At 33.8% G+C, this 21,474-nt stretch carries 15 protein-coding genes and 1 pseudogene; 4 read left to right on the top strand and 12 right to left on the bottom strand.

From position 1 onward, the window contains the following. Window positions 1–21 precede the first annotated feature (21 nt). From A9G32_RS02835 to A9G32_RS02825, 3 genes are all read right to left on the bottom strand, one after another. A complete protein-coding gene (locus tag A9G32_RS02835) occupies window positions 22–783 on the bottom strand; it encodes an IS5 family transposase (protein WP_065639555.1) in 762 nt (253 codons plus the stop codon). 268 nt (window positions 784–1,051) lie between these two features. Beyond that, the gene (locus A9G32_RS02830; RefSeq protein ID WP_141672763.1) at window positions 1,052–1,303 is read right to left on the bottom strand and encodes a hypothetical protein; all 252 of its coding nucleotides are present in this window, start codon (window positions 1,301–1,303) and stop codon (window positions 1,052–1,054) included. A gap of 212 nt (window positions 1,304–1,515) precedes the next feature. Next, on the bottom strand, window positions 1,516–2,178 hold the full coding sequence (locus tag A9G32_RS02825) for a hypothetical protein (RefSeq protein WP_065590708.1): 663 nt from the start codon (window positions 2,176–2,178) through the stop codon (window positions 1,516–1,518). A gap of 588 nt (window positions 2,179–2,766) precedes the next feature. On the opposite strand from A9G32_RS02825, the gene A9G32_RS02820 reads away from it, so the two are divergent. Beyond that, window positions 2,767–3,984 carry a hypothetical protein gene (locus tag A9G32_RS02820; protein WP_065590707.1) on the top strand — a complete coding sequence of 406 codons (1,218 nt, stop codon included), beginning with the start codon at window positions 2,767–2,769 and terminating at the stop codon, window positions 3,982–3,984. Between the two features lie 298 nt (window positions 3,985–4,282). Here the strand turns inward: A9G32_RS02820 and A9G32_RS02815 are convergent, their stop codons facing one another. From A9G32_RS02815 to A9G32_RS02780, 8 genes and pseudogenes are all read right to left on the bottom strand, one after another. After that, a complete protein-coding gene (locus A9G32_RS02815; protein ID WP_065590706.1) occupies window positions 4,283–4,822 on the bottom strand; it encodes a methylated-DNA--[protein]-cysteine S-methyltransferase in 540 nt (179 codons plus the stop codon). A gap of 142 nt (window positions 4,823–4,964) precedes the next feature. Continuing rightward, window positions 4,965–5,729 (bottom strand): histidine phosphatase family protein, encoded by a 765-nt coding sequence (locus A9G32_RS02810; protein WP_065590712.1) that lies wholly within the window; start codon window positions 5,727–5,729, stop codon window positions 4,965–4,967. Window positions 5,730–5,742: 13 nt separating this feature from the next. Further along, on the bottom strand, window positions 5,743–7,074 hold the full coding sequence (locus tag A9G32_RS02805; protein ID WP_065590705.1) for an OprD family outer membrane porin: 1,332 nt from the start codon (window positions 7,072–7,074) through the stop codon (window positions 5,743–5,745). Between the two features lie 269 nt (window positions 7,075–7,343). Further along, window positions 7,344–8,738, bottom strand: coding sequence for a glycoside hydrolase family 1 protein (locus A9G32_RS02800; protein ID WP_065590704.1), 1,395 nt, complete (start codon window positions 8,736–8,738; stop codon window positions 7,344–7,346). 3 nt (window positions 8,739–8,741) lie between these two features. Further along, window positions 8,742–10,622 (bottom strand): beta-glucoside-specific PTS transporter subunit IIABC, encoded by a 1,881-nt coding sequence (locus tag A9G32_RS02795; protein ID WP_065590703.1) that lies wholly within the window; start codon window positions 10,620–10,622, stop codon window positions 8,742–8,744. Between the two features lie 188 nt (window positions 10,623–10,810). Beyond that, a pseudogene (gene licT, locus A9G32_RS13525) lies at window positions 10,811–11,651 on the bottom strand (BglG family transcription antiterminator LicT). Window positions 11,652–11,824: 173 nt separating this feature from the next. Next, window positions 11,825–13,699: a molecular chaperone HtpG gene (htpG, locus tag A9G32_RS02785; RefSeq protein WP_065590702.1), complete on the bottom strand. Its 1,875-nt coding sequence runs from the start codon at window positions 13,697–13,699 to the stop codon at window positions 11,825–11,827. A gap of 311 nt (window positions 13,700–14,010) precedes the next feature. Beyond that, window positions 14,011–15,372 (bottom strand): sodium-dependent transporter, encoded by a 1,362-nt coding sequence (locus A9G32_RS02780; RefSeq protein WP_218055812.1) that lies wholly within the window; start codon window positions 15,370–15,372, stop codon window positions 14,011–14,013. A gap of 528 nt (window positions 15,373–15,900) precedes the next feature. Between A9G32_RS02780 and ubiG the strand changes: the two genes are divergently transcribed. The 3 genes from ubiG to guaB all read left to right on the top strand — a co-directional run bounded on the left by ubiG (window position 15,901) and on the right by guaB (window position 19,725). Next, entirely contained in the window at window positions 15,901–16,611 is a 711-nt protein-coding gene (gene ubiG, locus A9G32_RS02775) for a bifunctional 2-polyprenyl-6-hydroxyphenol methylase/3-demethylubiquinol 3-O-methyltransferase UbiG (protein WP_065590701.1), read from the top strand. 94 nt (window positions 16,612–16,705) lie between these two features. Continuing rightward, on the top strand, window positions 16,706–18,046 hold the full coding sequence (gene gntT, locus A9G32_RS02770) for a gluconate transporter (protein WP_335339985.1): 1,341 nt from the start codon (window positions 16,706–16,708) through the stop codon (window positions 18,044–18,046). A 212-nt stretch (window positions 18,047–18,258) separates the two neighbouring features. After that, window positions 18,259–19,725: an IMP dehydrogenase gene (gene guaB, locus A9G32_RS02765; RefSeq protein WP_065590699.1), complete on the top strand. Its 1,467-nt coding sequence runs from the start codon at window positions 18,259–18,261 to the stop codon at window positions 19,723–19,725. Between the two features lie 541 nt (window positions 19,726–20,266). Here the strand turns inward: guaB and A9G32_RS02760 are convergent. Continuing rightward, a complete protein-coding gene (locus A9G32_RS02760) occupies window positions 20,267–21,313 on the bottom strand; it encodes a LacI family DNA-binding transcriptional regulator (protein ID WP_065590698.1) in 1,047 nt (348 codons plus the stop codon). Window positions 21,314–21,474 lie beyond the last annotated feature (161 nt).

The raw sequence follows: 21,474 nt of genomic DNA, 5'->3' as shown, positions 1-21,474 counted from the left end.
TCTTTGCTGTACATAAATCACTCAACAATACATTGGCAGCCACATTAACATAAATGCCAGTGATACCATACTGGCATAATTCCTTTCTAACTTATCGTATCTAGTTGATATTGGACGATATTGCTTGATTCTAGCAAAGGCATTCTCGACTAAATGACGATAGCGATAAAGGCATTTATCCATACTGCTTTTATCTATATCCTTACCATAATTACGTTTAGCAATCACCGTTCGTCCGCCTTTTTGACGAACAAAGCACCGAAAAGGCTCGCTGTCATAACCTTTATCGGCTATCACTGTATTGACTTCATCGAGTTTTTTAACTAGGTTTTCTGCATAAGTGATATCATGTCGTTGTCCTTCAGAAAGCTCAAAACAAATAGGCAAACCACCACTATCAACCGCAAGATGAATTTTAGTTGAATTACCACCACAGCTCTGACCTATTTGCTCACAATGCTCCGTTGCAGCGCCTGTACTATGTTGATGAGCCCTGATAATCGAGCCTTCTAGGAACACCCATTCAAAATCCGCTAGTTGTGATAAATGTTTGAAAATATCAACTAATATTCCTTTTTTAGACCACAAATTAAATCGTCTATAGACAGTGCTCCATTCACCAAACTCTTCTGGCAAATCTCGCCAAGGAATACCAGTTCTCATTCGGAAAAGGCTCCCTTCAAACGTCATCCGATGCTCGGATTTATTATAAACTCGGCCGGTATTTTTCATTATTTGTAGTAGCTTTTCCCACCGTTTATCTGTTAGCATTGTTCTTGGCATGATGAATCGAGTTATGGTTGTTTTTGGCAGAATTATTATAACTCACATCATGCCGTCTAAAAAATAATCATGAAAGATCAACACGCCCTAAACATTAAATCGAAAATAGTTGTGCTTCATGGCGTGAATAAATAGCAGTGTTAATATGCAGTAAAAATTTGGCGAAATAGTTAGTAAAAAGTGTTTTTTATATTGTAAATAACTTGACTGAGTTATTATACTAAATAACGATTATATAAGACTATTGCTAGCTAAAACCACATCATAATCATTCATCATCTACAACGCCATCAATGAATTTATCTTTGTACCATACCATATTTTTATACAATATATTATCTTCACCAATTACATGCGGGTTTTCTCGATCAATATTATTTCGGTTTAACAAACAAGCGTTATATTCTTCTTCATTACATTTTCTGTGCTCTTGGGTATCAATGTTTTTAAACTGACAGCTATTTTTTATATTGATATATTTGTATTTTTGATAATGATAAATACTTTGTATTGTTGTCAAGATTCTTTGCTGTTTTTCATTATAATTATAACAATTTTTTTTACCTGTGGCGGATTTATCTTTTGGGTTAAAATCGATATCGCTACCCCACAAGTTTGTGGCTACAAATTTACCTTTGTCATTGATATAGTAGTCATAATTTGCTCCTATTCTGGCACTTGAGGCATATTTTTTAATGGCTAAATCAAGATTGCCGTCAAAATTGATATCCTCTAGATAAATGCTGTCAAATTGGTTGTAGCTATAATGTAAATTTGTATTTTTTGCATTAATTGGTGGTTACTTTTGTCATAAACATTCACACCAACTAGTTCAATTTTTTCTTTTTTCTTTTTTGATAATACCGCAGTAAAATAAAATTTATCTGATGAATTCGTTTGTAATAATTCAAGGCGATTAAATTCAGCATCTGCTTCATCAATTATTTCAAGTTCTTTTTGCAATTTTATTGGATATTGTTGATTTTTTTTGCCATCAAACCAATAACCAACTAATTTTTGATTAAATTGTGTTTGCCCATTATGATTAAAGTTAAAGTAACTAATTGAATCCTTAATTTTTGGATGATTATCATTTTCATCCAAATAAATATCTTTATCATCATAAAGTTTTAAACTGTTTTGTTGGCTAACTTCATCGCATGAGTTCATTAAGTGACATTCATAGGATAAAGCATGTTGTATCTGTTTGTGATCATCTTTATAAACCCAAAAAGCTTTCAAATAGGGGCTCAAATATAACGTTACTTCTTTATTCTCAATATAGCCTTTATAAGCATAGGTAGCACTATAGGTAGCACTATAGGTAGTTCTATAGATAGTACTAAATACAGGAAAAGAAAGGATTAAAAGTAAAGCAAGTAGTATATTTTTCATTGTTATTATTTAGATTATTTGAAGTTTTTTCAATATGATGTTACAACCATATTTTATATGGATTAAAAGATATTAATAGTTTAACTTTAATATGTTAGCGAAAATTTCAGCTTAAGTAAATTCGATTATTTTTTATAATACTGAAGAATTTATATTCTGTATTATGCTTGGAGTTTGATTACTACATTTTATATGTTAGGTATTTGTATGATAAAGAAATGATAAAAATAAAAATTAGCTTAACAAAACTTTGCAAAAAAATAGGTGAAAAATGAAGTTTTTATTCTAAATATGGTAGCGTAGTTATATACTACTTTATGCTAAAATTACTAAAAACAACATTAACTGTTTATTTTATAACAATAAATTTAAGGAAATAAGTACGAGGAATAATAAAGTTATGATAAAATATGGACTTAATCGGGCATCGGGCATTTTGTTAATCGTTTTATTTTACCTTTAATATTACGGCAAAACGTTTTATTTTTACTGTTATCTTTTTGTTTTAAACACTTCCATTGCAAATCTCACTTTGTTGTCAAAATAACGACACTCACAGCTCACTTAAAACTGAAACTTACTCAAATAATGGGTTTAATCTTATTATCACAATGGATACACGTTGGCTCAGCTAATGCAATACTAACAGCAACTTCGAGTCAGATTATTACAGGAAATGCACCGCAAGTGGTGGCGTTATCGAGTGCAAATAAACATGGTTTTACTGTCAACGGTGTTTTTTACAGTGAGGCGAGTGGCACTATAAAATCTAGTGAAGTGAAAGAATTTGATGGTAATTTAACGCTTAACGATTTTAAAGTGGCGATTTATACTTCAACAAACTTAGATAAAGTTGAAAATTACAGCGATATAGATGGTGATAGTGCCGATCCACAGGAGCCGTTTAAAGTTGAATCGACTAATTATTGGTGGTATGACAATAATGGTGTAAGAATAATAGGTAATGATAAGAAAAAAATGATAGGTTGTGGCAGTGGCTTTTCAATGCCATTAAAATTGATACTTGAAACAAAAGTAAAAGCGTATTCGCAGTATGGTATTCCAAATGAAAGTAAACAGATTACCTTAGCCAAAACCTACCAAATCGCACCAAAATCAGAACTATGTTATGCCAAACCAAATAGCATAATTATTTATCCTGAATATCAATGGGGTAAGCTTGGTGATAATCCAGATTTGAATTATCAAATGTATTGGAATTCGCCAGATGGGCGAACACGATCAAAAGGTGGTGGAGGTTATACTCAAGATTATGTACCAAATTATGGTTTTAGGATTAAACCAGTCGTATCGTCAAAAACATTTCCTACAACAGGCTTTCCTGGGGCTAAATTTCAGTTAGTGATGACTGGTGCACAAACGGATTACGATTATCAATTAATTAACAACCCTGGTGATGGGGTTGTTGTTGATAAGAATGGTATGGTTAAATTAATAAGTAAACCATCAGGAACTGTCACTATAAGGGCTGTGTTAAAAAGAGATGCATCTGTTATGCATGAGTATAGTTTTACACCAATTTCAGTTTGGGCAAAACCTCAAGGCGATTTTAAAGGAGATAGAGCAAGTGGATGGCAACGATGTGGTGGTATTAATAAGCTTCTAAGCGTTAATGAGTTAACAAATGCTCCCACTACCACTATAGAGATCGATCCTGCTATTTTCTGGGGTGGGATTTTTACACGAGCAATTGATGGTTCATTATTTAGTGAGTGGGGATTTATCAATCAAAGATCTTATCCTGATTCTCAGTGGCGTGGCGGTGTTTATTGGACACGAGATTGAGAATCTTCTTCTAAACAATATCATGTATATTCTGATTCTGGGCATATAGGCACGGGAAATGACTCTTGGAATAACTATGTTGCATGTAAGGGGTAATTTATTGTGTAACTTTTTTCTTTATAAAGTTGAGAGTATTGCTTTATTTGTGTAATAAAACCGTATTTATAATACTAAAATTAAAACATTTTTTAGTTGATGGAATATATTATTCATTAACTCAATTTTTAACTGGTGTAGTAGTGCTTTATCGTTATTCCATCAGTTAAAAATTTAGAATGAAAAACAATGTAACTACAATTTAAAGTGCAGTTCCTTTAGTTGGAATGAAAAAATCTTTGATATAAACATCTTCTATTTCTAATAACTTTATTTTTTTATCTATTCCACCAGCATAACCTGTTAAATTACCGTTTGCGCCGATAACTCGGTGGCAAGGAATAATGATTGATATGGGATTATGACCAACAGCCCCGCCTACGGCTTGGCTAGACATGTTTGCTTTGTTTGTTTTAATGGCGATCTGTTTTGCGATATCGCCGTAAGTAATGACCTGACCATATGGAATTTTGCATAAAATTTCCCATACTAAGCTTCGAAAAGGCGTGCCATTTGGCGCAAGTTCTAATTGGTATGGATTCGGTCTTTTTCCTGAAAAATAATCGTCAAGCCATTTTTTTGTTGAGTTAAAAATGGGTAAATTAGATTTTTCTTCTGTTCGTGTATTGAGTGTGTGACCAAAATATTTTTCACCTTCAATCCAAGCCCCAACGAGCTTATTTTGTTGACTGGCTAGGGTTATTAGTCCCACTGGAGATGAATAATTGCATAAATAAAACATATTGGCCTTTTAGTAACATTTAATAAATACACTATTAAATTATGCTTGTTTATGGCGATAAATACTACAAATTTATCGATTAATATTATGAGCTAATAGTAAATGTGGAATATGGCTCATTGGTGAGCCATATATTTTGAAGTTATTTTGCTTGATTTTTGCCTTTTTCGACGTAGCTCATATCTCCAAGGCTTTCAACAATAAATTTACCATCGTCGGTGTAACGAATTTTAGTAACACTTGCGTTACCTAACCCAGCTGTAATTGGTTTATCTTGCCACTCTTGAACCATAGCCATAATTGCTAAACCGTGAGATACTACAAGTACGTTGCCACCACCTTGTGATTTGGCTGATTCAGCTATGGCTTTTAATGATGCTTGCATACGATTTTTTACTTTATTGTAGTCTTCGGCTTCGCCTGATTTCTCAACTGCGGCGATTGCATCCATCATTGTTTTTAGGGTAACCTTGCCTTGAGCCATATCCGCCATTAGCTCTTTATCTGATGCATAACCTAAATGCTGTGCAGCTGGTGTCCACATGTTCGGATCAAAATCTCCTTCATAATCGCCAAAACACTGTTCACGTAAGCCTTCCATTTCATTAATTTGAATTTTATCGCCTTTAGCTTCTAAAACAATGCGAGCAGTTTGTCGTGCTCTACCTAAATCACTTGAATAGACTGAAATAAATTTGACATCTTTCAACCCTCGTCCTAGTTGTTCAGCCACCTCGACACCTGGTTTTGTTAGCGGTGTATCAGACCATCCTTGTGCACGGTGTACGTTATTAAACATAGTTTTACCATGGCGAGTGACATAGAGATAAACATCATCAGCAAAAGCTTGTGATAAGGTTGTTATTGAAATAATTAATGCACTAATTAATATAATAAATTTTTTCATTATTTTGTCCTCTTTATAATAAATTAAATCGGTAATCAATTACTGTTTCCGCCGAAAGTGAAGGTGAACGTTGGTATTTTCCATGTCTAAGTTTAGGTGTAAGGTCTGAAGCACTGACAGTTTTATAAGACCAACCATATCCAACCTTCGATAGAATAGAAAAATTTTTAAAAGCACCACTAGTTGGTTTCCATATATCAAAAACGTTAATTTCGCCATTTTTTAATGTATTATGTTTGTAGTTAAATTGTCCATAATTCATATATAGACCAGTGCTATTATCTTTAACAAAATCATAACTCATTACTGTTGTTAGTACCAGTTCACCATCACGCAAATAATCTGAGCCAGCAGCGGCAAGACCGTTAAAGCGAGCACGAGTATTTTTACCTAAATGTCGATTATAATATCCGATAGCGTTATGTTTGTTAGCGTCTGTATAGGCTAAACCGACTTTAATACTCCAGTCTTCTTCTTTCCATTCGACATCGGTTGCATAGTGCCATGCGTGATCTTCAAACTCTTTTTTGTTTTGTTTCATGGCATCATAATTGTCAAGAGAATAACTTCCGTAGAATTGTCCGCCTAAGATTAATTTTTGTATTGGTTTATACGATAATTCAATGACATGGCGTCTTAAATAATCTTTAGCAACACCATAAGAATAATCTAAAGTAAGATCTTTATCTTTATAAGCGATTTCAGCTGTTGAAATATTATTAATGATTTTTTTACGATCGGCCGTTAAAAAACGTAATTTTTTAGCGGATTCGCGGGGTAGGGTGCTATCAATATAAGCCAATGAAAAATAAACGTTATCATATTTTAGAATTCCGCTATAACCAAGATAACTATTGCGGGTAAGATGTTGGGTTGAACTTATGATACCTAAATCCTTCATGCTATGCCAACCAGCTTTCCCATTAAAGTTAATAGCATCATTACCTAATTTTATTTTGGCATAACGTTGGGTAAATTTATTAAATCCGTGAGCGTTATGTTTGTTATAGCCTTTACCATCGTTATAAAGTAGGTTACGGGTCGCAAAGTAATCACTAGCACCTAATCTTATTATGTTATCATAGGTGACATCAAAACCAATCATGTCAAATAAATAACCTGATTTATAATCAAAGCTAAATGCTTGCCCCCAAGCGCTGTGTACCTCTTTAGGTTGGGATGCATTTTCTTTTAAATATTTCCAATAGTTTCGAGTAGAAAATACAAATTTGGTGTCTTTAAAAAATGTATCATCGAGAATTGAGTTGTTGTGGGCTGTTGCATTTGCTAGCATAGAATAACTTGATATCCCTAATAGCATTATTGTGAGATATTTTATTTTCATTGTTCTTTTCCCTAATCGTTTTTATATTAAAAAACCTAAATACCAAATCAAAGAATAATTCTCTAATTAATATTTAGGTTTTGCCTGCCAAAAAGCAGTAACAATCCAATAATTTAAAGTTTTGTTTTATTTTTATGTATATATGTTTTTTATAGTAATATGATTAATTTAAATAATTTATATCTCCATTCAATTAGCTATTTACCTTGTCACATGTTTATAAAAAAATAATAGGGGGGGATGAGTAGCGTCAATCCTCCCGGATTATCTTATGCTTTCAAATTTTCACCTTTTGAGGAAATCACAGATTGATACCAGTAGAAGCTTTTCTTTTTATAACGATTTAGTGTGCCAGTGCCATCTTGATTTAGATCTACATAAATAAATCCATAGCGTTTAGTGACTTCGGCTTTGGATGCACTGATAAGATCTATTGGTCCCCAACTGGTGTATCCCATGACTTCAACACCATCATTAATGGCTTCTCGGATTTGTACTAAATGATCATTCATATAATTAATCCGATAATCATCATTAATTGTATTGTCTGCTTCTAATTTATCTTTAGCACCTAAGCCATTTTCGACAATAAATAACGGTTTTTGATAACGCTCATAAAGTAAATTAAGAAGATAACGAATCCCAATTGGATCGATCTGCCATCCCCATTCGGATGCTTTAAGATAAGGGTTAGGTACCATATCTAAAATATTACCTTTGGTTTTTTGTGACTCATCATCTGTTGCACAGCAACTCATGTAATAACTAAATGAAATAAAATCGACTGTTTCTTTAAGATCTTGTTTATCTTGTTCAGTAATATCAAGCTTAATATGATTTTCTTTAAAGAAGCGATCCATATAGGTTGGATAATAACCACGCACCTGAACATCCCCAAAAAATAACCAACCATGATTTTCTTGATGAGTTTCCCAAACATCTTCAGGTTTTGGCGTAAGAGGGTAAGCCACAGCACCTAATAACATGTTACCAATTTTTGCATCTGGAATGATTTGATGACAGAGTTTAACCGCTCGACCACTGGCAACTAATTGATGATGAATTGCTTGGTAGATTTGCTGTTTGGTGCTGTTTCTGTCCAAACCAACACCAGTGAAAGGTTCATGTAATGACATGTTGATTTCATTGAAGGTAAGCCAATATTTAACCTTATTTTTATAGCGTTCAAAAACAGTTTTAGCGTAACGAGTGAAAAATTCAATGACTTTACGATTTTCCCATCCACCATATTGGGTAACAAGATAATAGGGCATTTCATAATGTGATAAAGTGACTAGTGGTTTTATGTTGTGTTTTGCCATTTCATCAAATAATTTGTCATAAAAGGCTAAACCAGCCTCATTTGGTTGTTCTTCATCGCCATTAGGAAATATGCGTGTCCAAGCAATTGATGTGCGTAGACAAGTGAAACCCATTTCAGCAAATAGAGCAATATCTTCAGGATAGCGATGATAAAAATCGATAGCTTTGTCTTTAATACTAGCAATATCAGTTTCACTGCGATTGATGATGTCACCAAATAAACCATTTGGCGTACAATCTGATGTAGATAAACCTTTGCCTCCTTCACGGTAAGCCCCTTCAACTTGATTAGCGGCAATGGCACCGCCCCAAAGAAAATCATTAGGAAATTTTGTTGACATGTTTTACTCCTTATTTTGGGATAACGCTAATAAAGCCTCTCCGCTTTGAATATTATCTTGTTCAAAGATACATTGTATATCTTGATAACTATCACTATTAGTAATGATAATTGGTGTGGTAACTTCAAAACCAGCTTGCTTAATTGCCTCTATATCAAAACTGACTAGCAAATCACCTTTTTTTACTTTGCTACCAGCTTCTACGTGAGCTTCAAAATGTTGACCATCTAATTTAACGGTATCAATACCGATATGAATTAATATTTCAGCTCCAGATTCGGTTTGAAAGCCAATTGCGTGTTTAGTTCGAAATAATGACACAACTTCACCATTATCAGGTGCAACAGCTTGACCAACAGTTGGGATGATTGCTATTCCTTTACCCATTAATTCACTAGCAAATGTAGGATCTTTTACCTCACTTAATAAATTGACCTTGCCTGACATTGGACTGTAGATCGTGGTTTTATTTTCAGTTTCCATATTGTTAGAATATGAATTATCAATTTCATCCGTTTGAGATTTATCTTTAGGTATACCAAAGAAGTAAGTAACGATTGTTGCAATTGCAAAGGAAATAATTGTAGCAATAACAACCGCATAAAATCTTGCATCGACCCCTTCAATTGGAATTAATTGTAAAAATGAAAATATACTAACCATACCAAACGAATAAGTGACAGTGTGATGATAACCAACAATAGCCCCACCAATTGCGGCAGACAAGCAACCAATAACAAATGGTTTTTTTAATGGTAAATTCACGCCATAGATTGCTGGTTCTGTCACACCAAAAATCCCTGATAATACAGATGAGCTTGCTAATGCTTTAAATTGCTTATCTTTAGAACGTAACATTACCGCTAATGCTGCCCCTGTTTGTGCAAAAACAGCCGGTAATAAAATAGGTAACATAAAGTCTTCATGATAAAGAGCCAAGTTATTCATCGAAAATGGTACTAATCCCCAATGAACCCCAAATATCACCATGATTTGCCAGCCAGCTGCTAAAATCATTGAAGCAATTACAGGATTTAATTGATAGATGAAGATAATTCCAGAGGCAATAAGGTCACTTAACATTGACACAACAGGGCCAATAACCGCAAAAGTTAACGGTACGGTAATTAATATGCTGAGTAATGGCGAGATAAATTTTTTAAACGAATCATGCAATATTTTATTAAAAGCTCGTTCCAATATAGAATATACCCAACTCGCTAAAATAATTGGAAATACCGATGATGCATAAGGGATTAGACTAATTGGGATTGAAAAGAATTCGGTTTGTAATTCTAATGCGCCTCCCATCATACCGACAATATTAGGGTGAACTAATGCACCGCCAATTGCCATGCCTACATAGGGGTTACCGCCAAATTTTTTAACAGCAGAAAATCCTAAAATAATAGGTAGGTAATAAAAAGGTGCATCAGCAATGGCAAATAGGAAATTATAAGTAGGTGTTTCAGGGATAATGACATTGATTACTTGTAACAACGAGATTAGACCTTTTAAAATCCCGCCAGCAACAAGTACAGCAAGAGCTGGAATAAAAATGCCCGAAACCAGATCAATCAATTTAGAGAAAATCCCCGATTTTTTGCCTGATTGCAAGGTTGGTTGATTATTTTCATTAAGGTTTGTCAGTTGCATAATGTCACTATATACATCAGCAACATTATTACCGATAACAACCTGAAATTGTCCTCCACTTTGTACAACTGTAATCACACCAGCTAACTTTTTTAATGTTTCTGCATCGGCTTTGTTATCATCCTTTAATACAAATCTTAAACGAGTAGCACAATGCACTAAGCTGATAACATTGTCCTTACCTCCAACATGTTGAATAATTGATTCGGCAAACTGTTTATTTTTCATACCTTATCCTTTTCAATGCAAAAAAAAACCTAAATCCCTTTAATTTAAGGAATTTAGGTTTTGCTCGCATAGCTAACTGCTTTTCTATGCAATAACAATCCAAAAATGATTTAATAAAATTAGCATGATTTAAGAATAATGGATATAGTTTGTTTAAATATAATGATTAAAATGTGAGTTATATCACATTATTGATTTTTCAGTTCAGTTCGTAATCGTTCAATATGAATAGTTAAATAGAGACTTTCGTCATCAGAAAGTGGATGTTGATATTGTTGTATTAAATGTAAATCTATCTGTTTAGTACAAATATAGGCTAGTTCGTATTTTTGTCGTACTAATTCATACAAAGAGTTATCTTGTTGTGTTTGCTTGCTGTGGCTTAAAATACGGTGAGCAAAAAATTTTAAATGAGTAACAAAACGTTGATAAGATAGGCAATTTTCGTCATATTCAAAGTTAAAGTGGTATTTCACTATATTAAGAATTTCGCGCATGATTTTAGTCATATTAACAATATTGGGCATTGTGTCATTTAATTGCGCATTGATAATATGAAAAGTAATAAAACCAGCTTCGTCTTCAGGTAATTCAACAGATAATCGTTCTTTTATTATTGATAAGGCATACACCGATTTGAAACTCTTTAGGGTAAAACTTTTTGATTTCCCATAGAAATCCATTAGGAATATCAAATCCTTGCTGGTGGCGCTCAATAGCAAAATGGATATGGTCGGTCAGCGAAATATAAATGCTGTCTTGTAATATGCCATCTATGCATTGTTTTGCATGATTAATAATAATTTCAGATGTGGCTAACACTTCAAAAGGAATTTTTGAAAGTAATTCTTCAAATTTAGGGTATGTTTCTTTATTATCGAGTGAAAACTGCTTTTCAATAAGATTTGTATTAATTAAGTCACCTTCACGTTTTTTAAATCCAATTCCACGACCAGTAACAATTAATTCATTACCTTTAGCATCAAGTGTAACAATAACATTGTTGTTTAATATTTTATAAACTTTCATTGGGTGTGATTAATTATATATGTCTATTTATTATGAATAGACATAAAAAAATCGGAAGCAAAAATATAAAGAAATGTGATAAATATCATATTTTAAAAAAATATTGCTTTTCTTTTACTATAAAAAAGCCCCGATAGGGTTAATGTATCGAGGCTGCTTAGTCTATTATTTTATTATTGTGTTAATAATTTATTCATGGTTTGAATAAATTTACTTGGATCGCTAAGTGAACCTTTTTCAGCAAGTAAAGCCTGATCTAGTAGTAGTTCTACCCAATCGTTAAATATGCTTTCATCTTGTGTATCGGCAATACGTTTAACCAGCTTATGATCTGGATTGATTTCAAACGTGTATTTGATTTCTGGTGCTTTTTGACCTGCTGCTGCAAACAATTTAGCCATTTGTGTGCTCATTTCGTCGGCAGCAGTGGTAACAATCGCAGGTGTATCAGTTAAGCGATGCGTTAATTTTACTTCTTTCACTTTATCGCCTAATGCGGTTTTAACTCGTTCAATAAATGGTTCAAGTTCTTTTTCAACTTGCTTTTGTTGTTCAATATCTTGATCGGCTAATTTTTCGATTGATTCGTCTGATTTACTGATAGACTGGAACTGTTTGCCATCAAATTCAGTTAAGTTACTCATCATCCATTCATCAATACGATCGGACAATAATAATACTTCAATACCTTTTTTACGGAATAGCTCAAGATGAGGACTATTTTTTGCCGCACCATAGCTATCAGCGGTAATATAGTAGATCTTTTCTTGACCTTCTTGCATACGGCTAATGTAATCATCTAACGAAACAGTTTGCGCATCGCTATCAGTGTGAGTTGACGCAAAACGAAGTAATTTTGCAATTGCTTCACGGTTTGTAAAGTCTTCACCAGTACCTTCTTTTAATACTAAACCAAACTCACTCCAGAACTGTTGATACTGTTCTTTATCGTCTTTAGCAAGTTTTTCAAGCATTTGTAACACACGCTTAGTACATGCATTACGTAAGTTTTGGGTGATTTTGTTATCTTGCAAAATTTCGCGCGATACATTTAATGGCAAATCATTTGAATCAATTAAGCCTTTTACAAAACGTAAATAGTTAGGCATAAATTGTTCAGCATCATCCATAATAAATACACGTTGTACATACAGTTTTAAGCCGTGTTTATTATCACGATTCCACATATCCCAAGGCGCTTTTGCTGGAATATAAAGTAAGCTAGTATATTCTTGTTTACCTTCAACACGGTTATGACTCCAGCTTAATGGATCGGCAAAGTCGTGTGACAGATGTTTATAAAACTCTTTATATTCCTCGTCAGTCACTTCTGATTTACTACGAGTCCAAAGAGCTTGTGCTTTGTTAACTTTTTCCCATTTGACTTCTTTGCTTTCTTCATCAGTAGTTTGTACTTCAACAGGAAGTGAAATGTGATCAGAATATTTGCTGATAATAGAGCGTAAACGCCAATCGTCTAAAAACTCTTTTTCATCTTCTTTTAAGTGTAAAGTAATTTCTGTACCACGGGTTTCTTTATTATCATCAGATATAGTATATTCACCTTCCCCTGTTGACTCCCACATAACTGCTTCGTCAGCTTTTGCGGTGGCTGCGCGCGTTCTAACAGTGACTTTATCGGCAACGATAAAAGCAGAATAAAAACCTACACCAAACTGACCAATTAATTGGCTATCTTTGGCTTGATCGCTACCAATGGACTCTAAAAATGCTTTGGTACCTGATTTAGCAATGGTACCTAAGTTTTCAATCACTTCATCACGAGTCATACCAATACCATTATCGGTAATAGTCAAAGTGCCTGTTTCTTTATTAGTTGAAATGCGCACACCAAGTTCACCATCGCCAGCATATAGATCTGGATTTTCTAACGCTTTAAATCGAAGTTTGTCGGCTGCGTCGGATGCGTTTGAAATAAGTTCCCTTAAAAAAATCTCTTTATTTGAGTATAAAGAGTGAATCATTAAATGTAGAATTTGTTTAACTTCGGATTGAAATCCACGAGTTTCAGTGCCTTGCTTACTCATTGACTAGTTCCTCTATTATATTTAGTCATTTCAATTAATTCTAATGACGAAAATGATTTGTTATTAACTAACTTTTATCATTTTGCTCATTTAATAGTGCATTGCCAGTTAGATTAACCGAATAAAATTAACATAATGGTTTGATTTATTGATGTATTGCTATATGGGAGTAAAAAAGCAGATTTCAATAGAGGTTAAGACATTTATTCATTGTTTGGTTATTTTTTGTTAAAAATGCAAAAAGAGAGCAAAAAAAAAGCCTTGAAGGGATTAAGGCTTTTTAATTAAAGGTTATTTTAAATTAATAAAAATTACATAAATCCATAAACAAGAATTAAAATAACAGCAGCTGGAATAACGAATCGTGATAAAACAGTCCAAATGCTAAACCAGAAATTATTTAAATTTAATTCTTCTCGGATGTGTTTTTGGTTCATCATCCAAGCACCAAATATCACTGTGCCTAAACCTGTAACAGGTAACATTATTTTACTAGTTAAGTAATCAAGCAAATCAAATACATTTTTACCAAATAGTTTCACTTCTGCCCATTCATTAAATGATAAAATACATGCGATACCTAATGCCCAAATAATTAAACTACTTAAAATTGTTGCTGATTTTCTACCCAATGGTGTTTTTTCTTCTAACAATTCAACTGTTGGTTCAAGTAATGAAATAGAAGAAGTTAATGCAGCAAAAGTAAGGAAAATAAAGAATAAAACACCTAAAACAGTGCCGCCAGCCATATTACCAAAAGCAATCGGTAAGGTGACAAAAATAAGTCCTGGTCCTTCACCAGGTTGTAAACCGTTAGCAAATACCAGTGGGAAAATCGCCATACCAGATAGCATCGCTACAATTACATCTAAAATAACTACAGTACGTGCAGTTGATAGTAAGTTCACATCTGAACCCAGATAAGAACCATATGCCATCATAATCCCCATACCTAAAGATAGACTAAAGAATGCATGTCCCAATGCCGCCAATACTGCTGTACCGTTAATTGCAGACCAATTAGGGGTGAACAAGAATTTAAAAGCATCATAAAAAGATGGACCGCTAACATAAGCAGCATAACCAACTAAAACAAGTAATAATACACCTAGCCCAGGCATCATCAATTTGCAACCTCGTTCCAAACCAGCACCAACACCAAGAGCAACAATAAATGCTGTAGCAAACATAAATACGGTGTGCCAAGTTAGTAGACTGTTAACATTACCAAGGAAATGGGTAAAAAGTTGACCAGTAGCTTCGCCATTAGCACCTTCGAAAGAACCTTGAGCAGCTAAAACAATGTAATCGGTCGCCCATCCCCCGATAACACTATAAAATGATAGAATTAAAAAAGAACCTACTACACCAATAATACCAACCCAGCGCCATGATTTAGAACGACCTTCTGAAACAGCAACATCTTCCATAGTATGAATTGGATTTTTTTGCCCTCGACGCCCAATTAACCATTCTAAAACTAAAATTGGCAAGCCAATAACAAACATAAATAGTAAATAGGTAAGCACAAACGCAGAGCCACCCATTTCACCAGCCATATAAGGGAATTTCCAAATATTACCTAACCCAACAGCAGAACCAGCCGCGGCAAGCATAAATCCCATGCGCGAACTCCACTGTGAGTGACTTTTTTTCATAGTACCCGTACTCATTAATATTGTTTCCTTTAATCTTAATTAGTTTAATTTAGCGTTGTGAAAAAAGTGTGTCATTTTATAAATGAAATTTTAATCATGCCATGAAATACTTCTATAAACAAGATATTATGCATGTTATTGGTTATATCCGTATAAATTTTTAGCGAGTATCGATAGGAATGTATCATATTTATTTTTAATAACGATTATACTAATCAATATGTCATATTAAACATTTTTAAAACACTCAAAAAGAAGAAATCTACAATAAAAAATTACAACATCGCCAATTAAAGGCAAAATCAATTATATTTGTTAAAAATTATGGTATGTTTTGAACTAAATAAATTCATTTAAGAACGATACCTTCTCACTGTCTTATTAATTGACGTAATAATCTTTTTGTAGGATAAATTATAAAGTAAACGCAGTGTTTAATATGTTATTTTTTTGATAAACAAGTTTAATTAGGCCGATTTATTGATAATCACAAGAACATAGCATATAGTTAATTTTAGATTTTACTGATATCAAAGAGCTACTATGTCACAAAACATCGACCAAAATGAAATTGACAAATTTTCACGACTTGCTGCCGATTGGTGGAACCCAAATGGTAAATGCAAACCGTTACACATCATCAATCCACTGCGTGTGGATTATATAAAACAAAAATGTGGATCACTAACCAACAAACTTGTGCTTGATGTTGGCTGTGGGGGAGGGATATTATCTGAAAGCCTAGCCAGATTAGAGGCAAATGTTACCGCCATTGATCTTGCTGATGAATCGCTTACCGTTGCCAAAATTCATGCCGAACAAAATGGCCTTACGATCGATTATCAAAAGCAAACGGTTGAAAAACATGCACAACAACATCCTGCCAAGTATGATGTCATTACTTGTATGGAGTTATTAGAACATGTACCTGATCCTTTTTCTGTCATACAAGCCTGTGCAAAATTGCTTAAACCAGGAGGTAAACTATTTTTATCGACTATTAACCGTAATCATAAAGCAAAATTGTTATTGATTTATGGAGCAGAATATATTGCTCGCTTAGTGCCCAAAGGTACGCACGACTTTAATCGCTTCATTCGCCCATCAGAGTTAATGGCGTTTGTTGAGCAAGCAAAATTAGATGTAGAGGCTATTATCGGTATGGAATATCTTTTATTTAAAAATCAATTCAAATTAAGTCCAAATGTGGATATAAATTATATATTAATGGCACAAAAATCAGATTCATTTTAAAAATGTGATCAAATTCTCATTTTAGATATTTCCCCCTGTATTTTTTTAAAATTTCTCTATAATTTAGCATGTTACCGATAACAAGGGATATTTTATTTTAGAGGACCTATTTATGCCGTTAATAATAATTGCTATTGGTGTAGCACTGCTACTTATTTTAATGTTACCACTTCGAGTCAATGGTTTTATTGCTCTAATTCTAGTTGCGCTAAGTGTTGGTGTAATGGAAGGCATGCCAGTTATGGATGTGGTGAAATCCATAAAAAATGGAGTCGGAGGTACGCTTGGTAGTTTAGCCTTAATTATGGGCTTTGGAGCAATGTTGGGAAAATTATTGGCCGATTGTGGTGGAGCTCAACGTATCGCAACAACGCTAATTGAAACATTTGGTGACAAGAAAATCCAATGGGCGGTTACACTTACCGGTTTTATTGTTGGTTTTGCACTTTTCTATGAAGTTGGCTTTGTCCTGTTATTACCATTAGTATTAACTATTGCTGCCACGTTACGTATATCGCCACTATATATTGGTATTCCTATGGCTGCGGCTTTATCTGTGACCCATGGCTTTTTACCTCCTCATCCTGGTCCTACAGCTATTGCTGAAATTTTTAAAGCAGATATGGGACGAACCTTACTCTATGGTACTATCATCGCTATCCCAACGGTAATTTTAGCTGGGCCTGTATTAGCAAGATTACCATTTATTCGCGTAATTAATCATCCAATTGAAGAAGGCTTATATAATTCTAAAAAATTTACTGATGAGCAAATGCCAAGCTTTGCAGTCAGTGTTTTTACCGCTTTAATTCCAGTTATTTTAATGTCAATTCGTGCGGTTTGCGATATGACTTTAGATAAAGGACATGCAGTATTACCTTATGTAGAATTTCTAGGTGATCCAGTCATTGCAACTTTGATTTCTGTATTAGTTGCGGTATTTACATTTGGCCTTTTACGTGGGCGCTCCATGGCTGAAGTTAATACTACTCTAGTTGATTCAATCAAAATTATTGCCATGATGTTATTAATTATAGGTGGAGGCGGAGCATTTAAACAAGTGCTTGTTGATAGTGGTGTAAAAGTTTACATTGAACAAATGATGCATTCATCGAATATTTCACCTATCGTTATGGCTTGGTTAATTGCGGCATTGCTTCGATTAGCGCTTGGTTCTGCGACTGTTGCAGCGTTGACAGCAGGAGGCATTGTGTTCCCTCTTATTGCTTCAACAGGAGTAAGTCCTGAACTGATGGTTATTGCAACAGGAGCTGGAAGTGTTGTATTTTCGCACGTTAATGATCCTGGATTTTGGTTATTTAAAGAATATTTCAATTTAAGTATTGCTGAAACCATGAAATCTTGGTCACTATTAGAAACTACAATTTCTGTTTGTGGATTAGTAGGATGCTTAGCTATTAATATGTTTATTTAATAAAACATTAAGAGCCGATTTTTTACCTCACCAGTTTTATTTAATTGGTGAGGTGTTTTCAATATATCTTCACTTATATTTAATTCTATTGTATTTTTATTTACTTTTTTATTTCAATATAGAATAAAATTTTCCTAGCCTTTTAAGTTAAAAGTAAGTAGAATGTCTCGGCAATATTTTATCAACAATTTAACTCAATGGTGAATATTGTCATGTCCCGTATAGTCAAAGAAGCTCTCACGTTTGACGACGTGTTATTAGTTCCAGCCCACTCAACTGTATTACCTAACACTGCTGATATTAGTACTCAATTAACCCAAACCATCAAGCTCAATATTCCAATGATTTCTGCCGCAATGGATACTGTAACCGAATCTGATTTAGCTATTGCACTTGCTCAAGAAGGTGGTATTGGGTTTATTCATAAAAATATGTCAATTGAAAATCAAGCCAATCATGTAAAACGTGTTAAGAAACATGAAAGCGGCATAGTACAAGATCCTGTATCAGTTCTACCAACTGCAACTATAAAGCAAGTTATCGAACTAGCTAAAGAGTATGGTTTTGCAGGGTTTCCAGTTGTGACTGAAACTCAAGAACTAGTTGGCATTATCACCGCACGCGATGTAAGATTTGCAACGGATCTTTCTTTACCTGTTACTGCGGTGATGACACCGAAAGAACGCTTAGTGACTGTAAATGAAGGTGAACAACGTGAAATTGTGCTGCAAAAAATGCACGAATACCGGGTTGAAAAAGTCCTTGTTGTTGATGGTCGATTCCACCTAAAAGGTATGATTACCGTCAAAGATTATAACAAAGCTGAACAAAAACCTAATGCTTGTAAAGACAAACAAGGTCGTTTGCGTGTTGGAGCAGCTGTTGGCGCAGCCGCTGGTAATGAAGAGCGGATTGCAGCATTAGTAGAAGCAGGTGTAGATGTATTATTGATTGATTCATCGCACGGCCATTCAGAAGGCGTACTTGAGCGTATTCGCCAAGCAAGAAAGTCCTATCCAGATTTACAAATTATTGGCGGTAACATCGCCACAGCAGAAGGAGCTAAAGCCTTAATTGATGCAGGTGTTAACGCCGTTAAAGTAGGAATTGGCCCCGGCTCAATTTGTACAACACGCATTGTAACTGGTGTTGGCGTACCTCAAATTAGCGCCATAATGGATGCTGTCGAAATTGCACAAAAACACAACATTCCTGTTATTGCTGATGGTGGAATTCGATATTCAGGTGATATTGCTAAAGCTATTGCAGCAGGTGCATCTTGTGTAATGGTTGGCTCAATGTTTGCAGGTACTGAAGAAGCGCCAGGTGAAATTGAACTATTCCAAGGCAGAGCATATAAATCATATCGTGGAATGGGTTCGCTTGGTGCAATGACAAAAGGATCTTCTGACCGTTATTTCCAAACTGACAATGCTGCTGATAAACTTGTGCCAGAGGGTATAGAAGGTCGTATTGCCTACAAAGGTTTACTAAAAGAAATAGTTCATCAACAAATGGGGGGATTGAGATCTTGTATGGGATTGACCGGTTGCGCAACAATTGATGAGTTAAGAACTAAATCTAAATTCTATCGCATTACTGGTGCTGGAATGAAAGAAAGCCATGTGCACGATGTACTTATCACCAAAGAACCACCAAATTACAGAGCTGGAGCGTAAAAAAAAGAGGGATGCTTCCCTCTTTTTATGTACTGATTTAATGCCGTTTACCAATAAAGCGAACATTTAAACAAACATAATAATTGCTATCTAATATCTTAAATGGAGTAAATAAAGGTTATTTGGAAAAATTATCTTGTTTTTAGAGTTAATTCTAAATTTTGTGTATTTGCTAATTAAAGGTGAAAGGCAATTTAATCACCGAATTTTATATTAAAAATGCTCGAATATTGAAATTTCATATTAATTTATTCACATTGGGTAAAGTCCTGTAAATAATAATGGATGAAATTTAATAAGTGGCTATTCAACTTAAAAGCTTACTATCTGGGAAAAAGATTACGGCTACACTTTGCCTTATTTATAACCCTCCTTATTTCAATTTGCCAAGCGCTAAGGCGATATCAGATCTCAATAAAATTAAACGCTCTGGACTTCTGAATTATTTTTACTCTCTGCAATATCAGAATGTACGATGATTATTTGCAATGAAAGCGAGCAAAAACAAAATAGGGAATATCTTTTAAAGATAGTACACGTATTAGTAAAACATCGATTCAACATTGATTATTTTATTGTGTTTAATAGACTTTGTTGTGTCTTTAATAATATCACATAGTAAAGTTGCAGACTGTTGTCCCATTTTAAATAATGGTTTATTAATTCTGCATAAATTATCTAATTCATTATATTTAAGTTCTTTAGAAGCGCTAAAATACGAGATAGTGAGCGGTTTAGTTAGTTTGGATTTACTTTCATTGGCTTGATGTAACGCCCCTAAAACCATGCTATTAGGAGATTGATTGTGTAGATCTTTATAATAAATTTCATCTAAATAGGTTAAGCTAAAATTATCGGCACAAATGACTGCTGATGGCAATTTACTTCCGTTTATTAATTTTTTTATAGCTGATCTGGCATGTTGATAAGTAAAGCAACCTTGAATAATATATCGAGGCTCAATAACAATATTGGCACGTAGCAATGCTTGTTTATAACCTTGTAGCAAAAGTGCTGAACTTATCAATTGGTCATTATTAAGTAAAATAGCAACTTGGGTATGAGAATTTTCAGTTAAATATTTCGTCATTTGATATCCGATCAATAAATGATCAAAGTGAACGCAAATAAAATCAAGCGAAAAGTGATTAACTAATACAATGGGGGGTAATGTATCTTTATAAGAAACCAGTGTTTTTAAATATGGAGCATCATTGATAATTATAATCCCGTCAAATGCATTTTGGGCTACATAACGAATAATATGATGGATATCGTTTCTATTATTATAAGGAAACTGCAAATAAAACAGTTGATACTGCTCTTTTTTCAAAGCTTGTTCTAAACCAAGATTGATTAAACTTTTTGAAAAAAGTTGATTATCAATAATTAATATCTTTCTACTGTTATGTATTGATTGAAAGGGTTTGAAATTTTTTGATGTATCTATATTTAATTCTTCAATAGCTTGATAAACGCGTAGTTGAGCTTGAGGAGAAGTTAAATGTGGTTTTTTTAATACTCTTGAAACCGAAGCAACTGAAATATTAGCTTTTGTAGCAATATCCGATAGAGTGATTTTTGTCATATTAACGAATAAATTTTGATTAAAGTGGCTTATTACTTTACGGATATTAAGCTAATTTGTAAGGGCTCAGATTTTGTTTTGTCGATCTGTGTTCCAAAATTGAAAAATATCTTTTCCGCTATATTTGACAATATAGTGATATAATTACCGTTAAATTTTTT

Origin of the sequence: Gilliamella sp. Gris3-2 (assembly GCF_001690345.1) — a bacterium.
In the GTDB taxonomy this organism is placed as follows: domain Bacteria; phylum Pseudomonadota; class Gammaproteobacteria; order Enterobacterales; family Orbaceae; genus Gilliamella; species Gilliamella bombi.
Note: the sequence above shows the minus strand (reverse complement) of the source record. Positions and strands in the feature narration are given on the sequence as shown.

Excerpts from the sequence above, each read along its gene's own strand:
- A9G32_RS02835 (WP_065639555.1), bottom strand. The coding sequence starts at position 783 with ATGCCAAGAACAATGCTAACAGATAAACGGTGGGAAAAGCTACTACAA.
- A9G32_RS02825 (WP_065590708.1), bottom strand. The coding sequence starts at position 2,178 with ATGAAAAATATACTACTTGCTTTACTTTTAATCCTTTCTTTTCCTGTA.
- A9G32_RS02820 (WP_065590707.1), top strand. The coding sequence starts at position 2,767 with ATGGGTTTAATCTTATTATCACAATGGATACACGTTGGCTCAGCTAAT.
- A9G32_RS02815 (WP_065590706.1), bottom strand. The coding sequence starts at position 4,822 with ATGTTTTATTTATGCAATTATTCATCTCCAGTGGGACTAATAACCCTA.
- A9G32_RS02810 (WP_065590712.1), bottom strand. The coding sequence starts at position 5,729 with ATGAAAAAATTTATTATATTAATTAGTGCATTAATTATTTCAATAACA.
- A9G32_RS02805 (WP_065590705.1), bottom strand. The coding sequence starts at position 7,074 with ATGAAAATAAAATATCTCACAATAATGCTATTAGGGATATCAAGTTAT.
- A9G32_RS02800 (WP_065590704.1), bottom strand. The coding sequence starts at position 8,738 with ATGTCAACAAAATTTCCTAATGATTTTCTTTGGGGCGGTGCCATTGCC.
- A9G32_RS02795 (WP_065590703.1), bottom strand. The coding sequence starts at position 10,622 with ATGAAAAATAAACAGTTTGCCGAATCAATTATTCAACATGTTGGAGGT.
- htpG (WP_065590702.1), bottom strand. The coding sequence starts at position 13,699 with ATGAGTAAGCAAGGCACTGAAACTCGTGGATTTCAATCCGAAGTTAAA.
- A9G32_RS02780 (WP_218055812.1), bottom strand. The coding sequence starts at position 15,372 with ATGAGTACGGGTACTATGAAAAAAAGTCACTCACAGTGGAGTTCGCGC.
- ubiG (WP_065590701.1), top strand. The coding sequence starts at position 15,901 with ATGTCACAAAACATCGACCAAAATGAAATTGACAAATTTTCACGACTT.
- guaB (WP_065590699.1), top strand. The coding sequence starts at position 18,259 with ATGTCCCGTATAGTCAAAGAAGCTCTCACGTTTGACGACGTGTTATTA.
- A9G32_RS02760 (WP_065590698.1), bottom strand. The coding sequence starts at position 21,313 with ATGACAAAAATCACTCTATCGGATATTGCTACAAAAGCTAATATTTCA.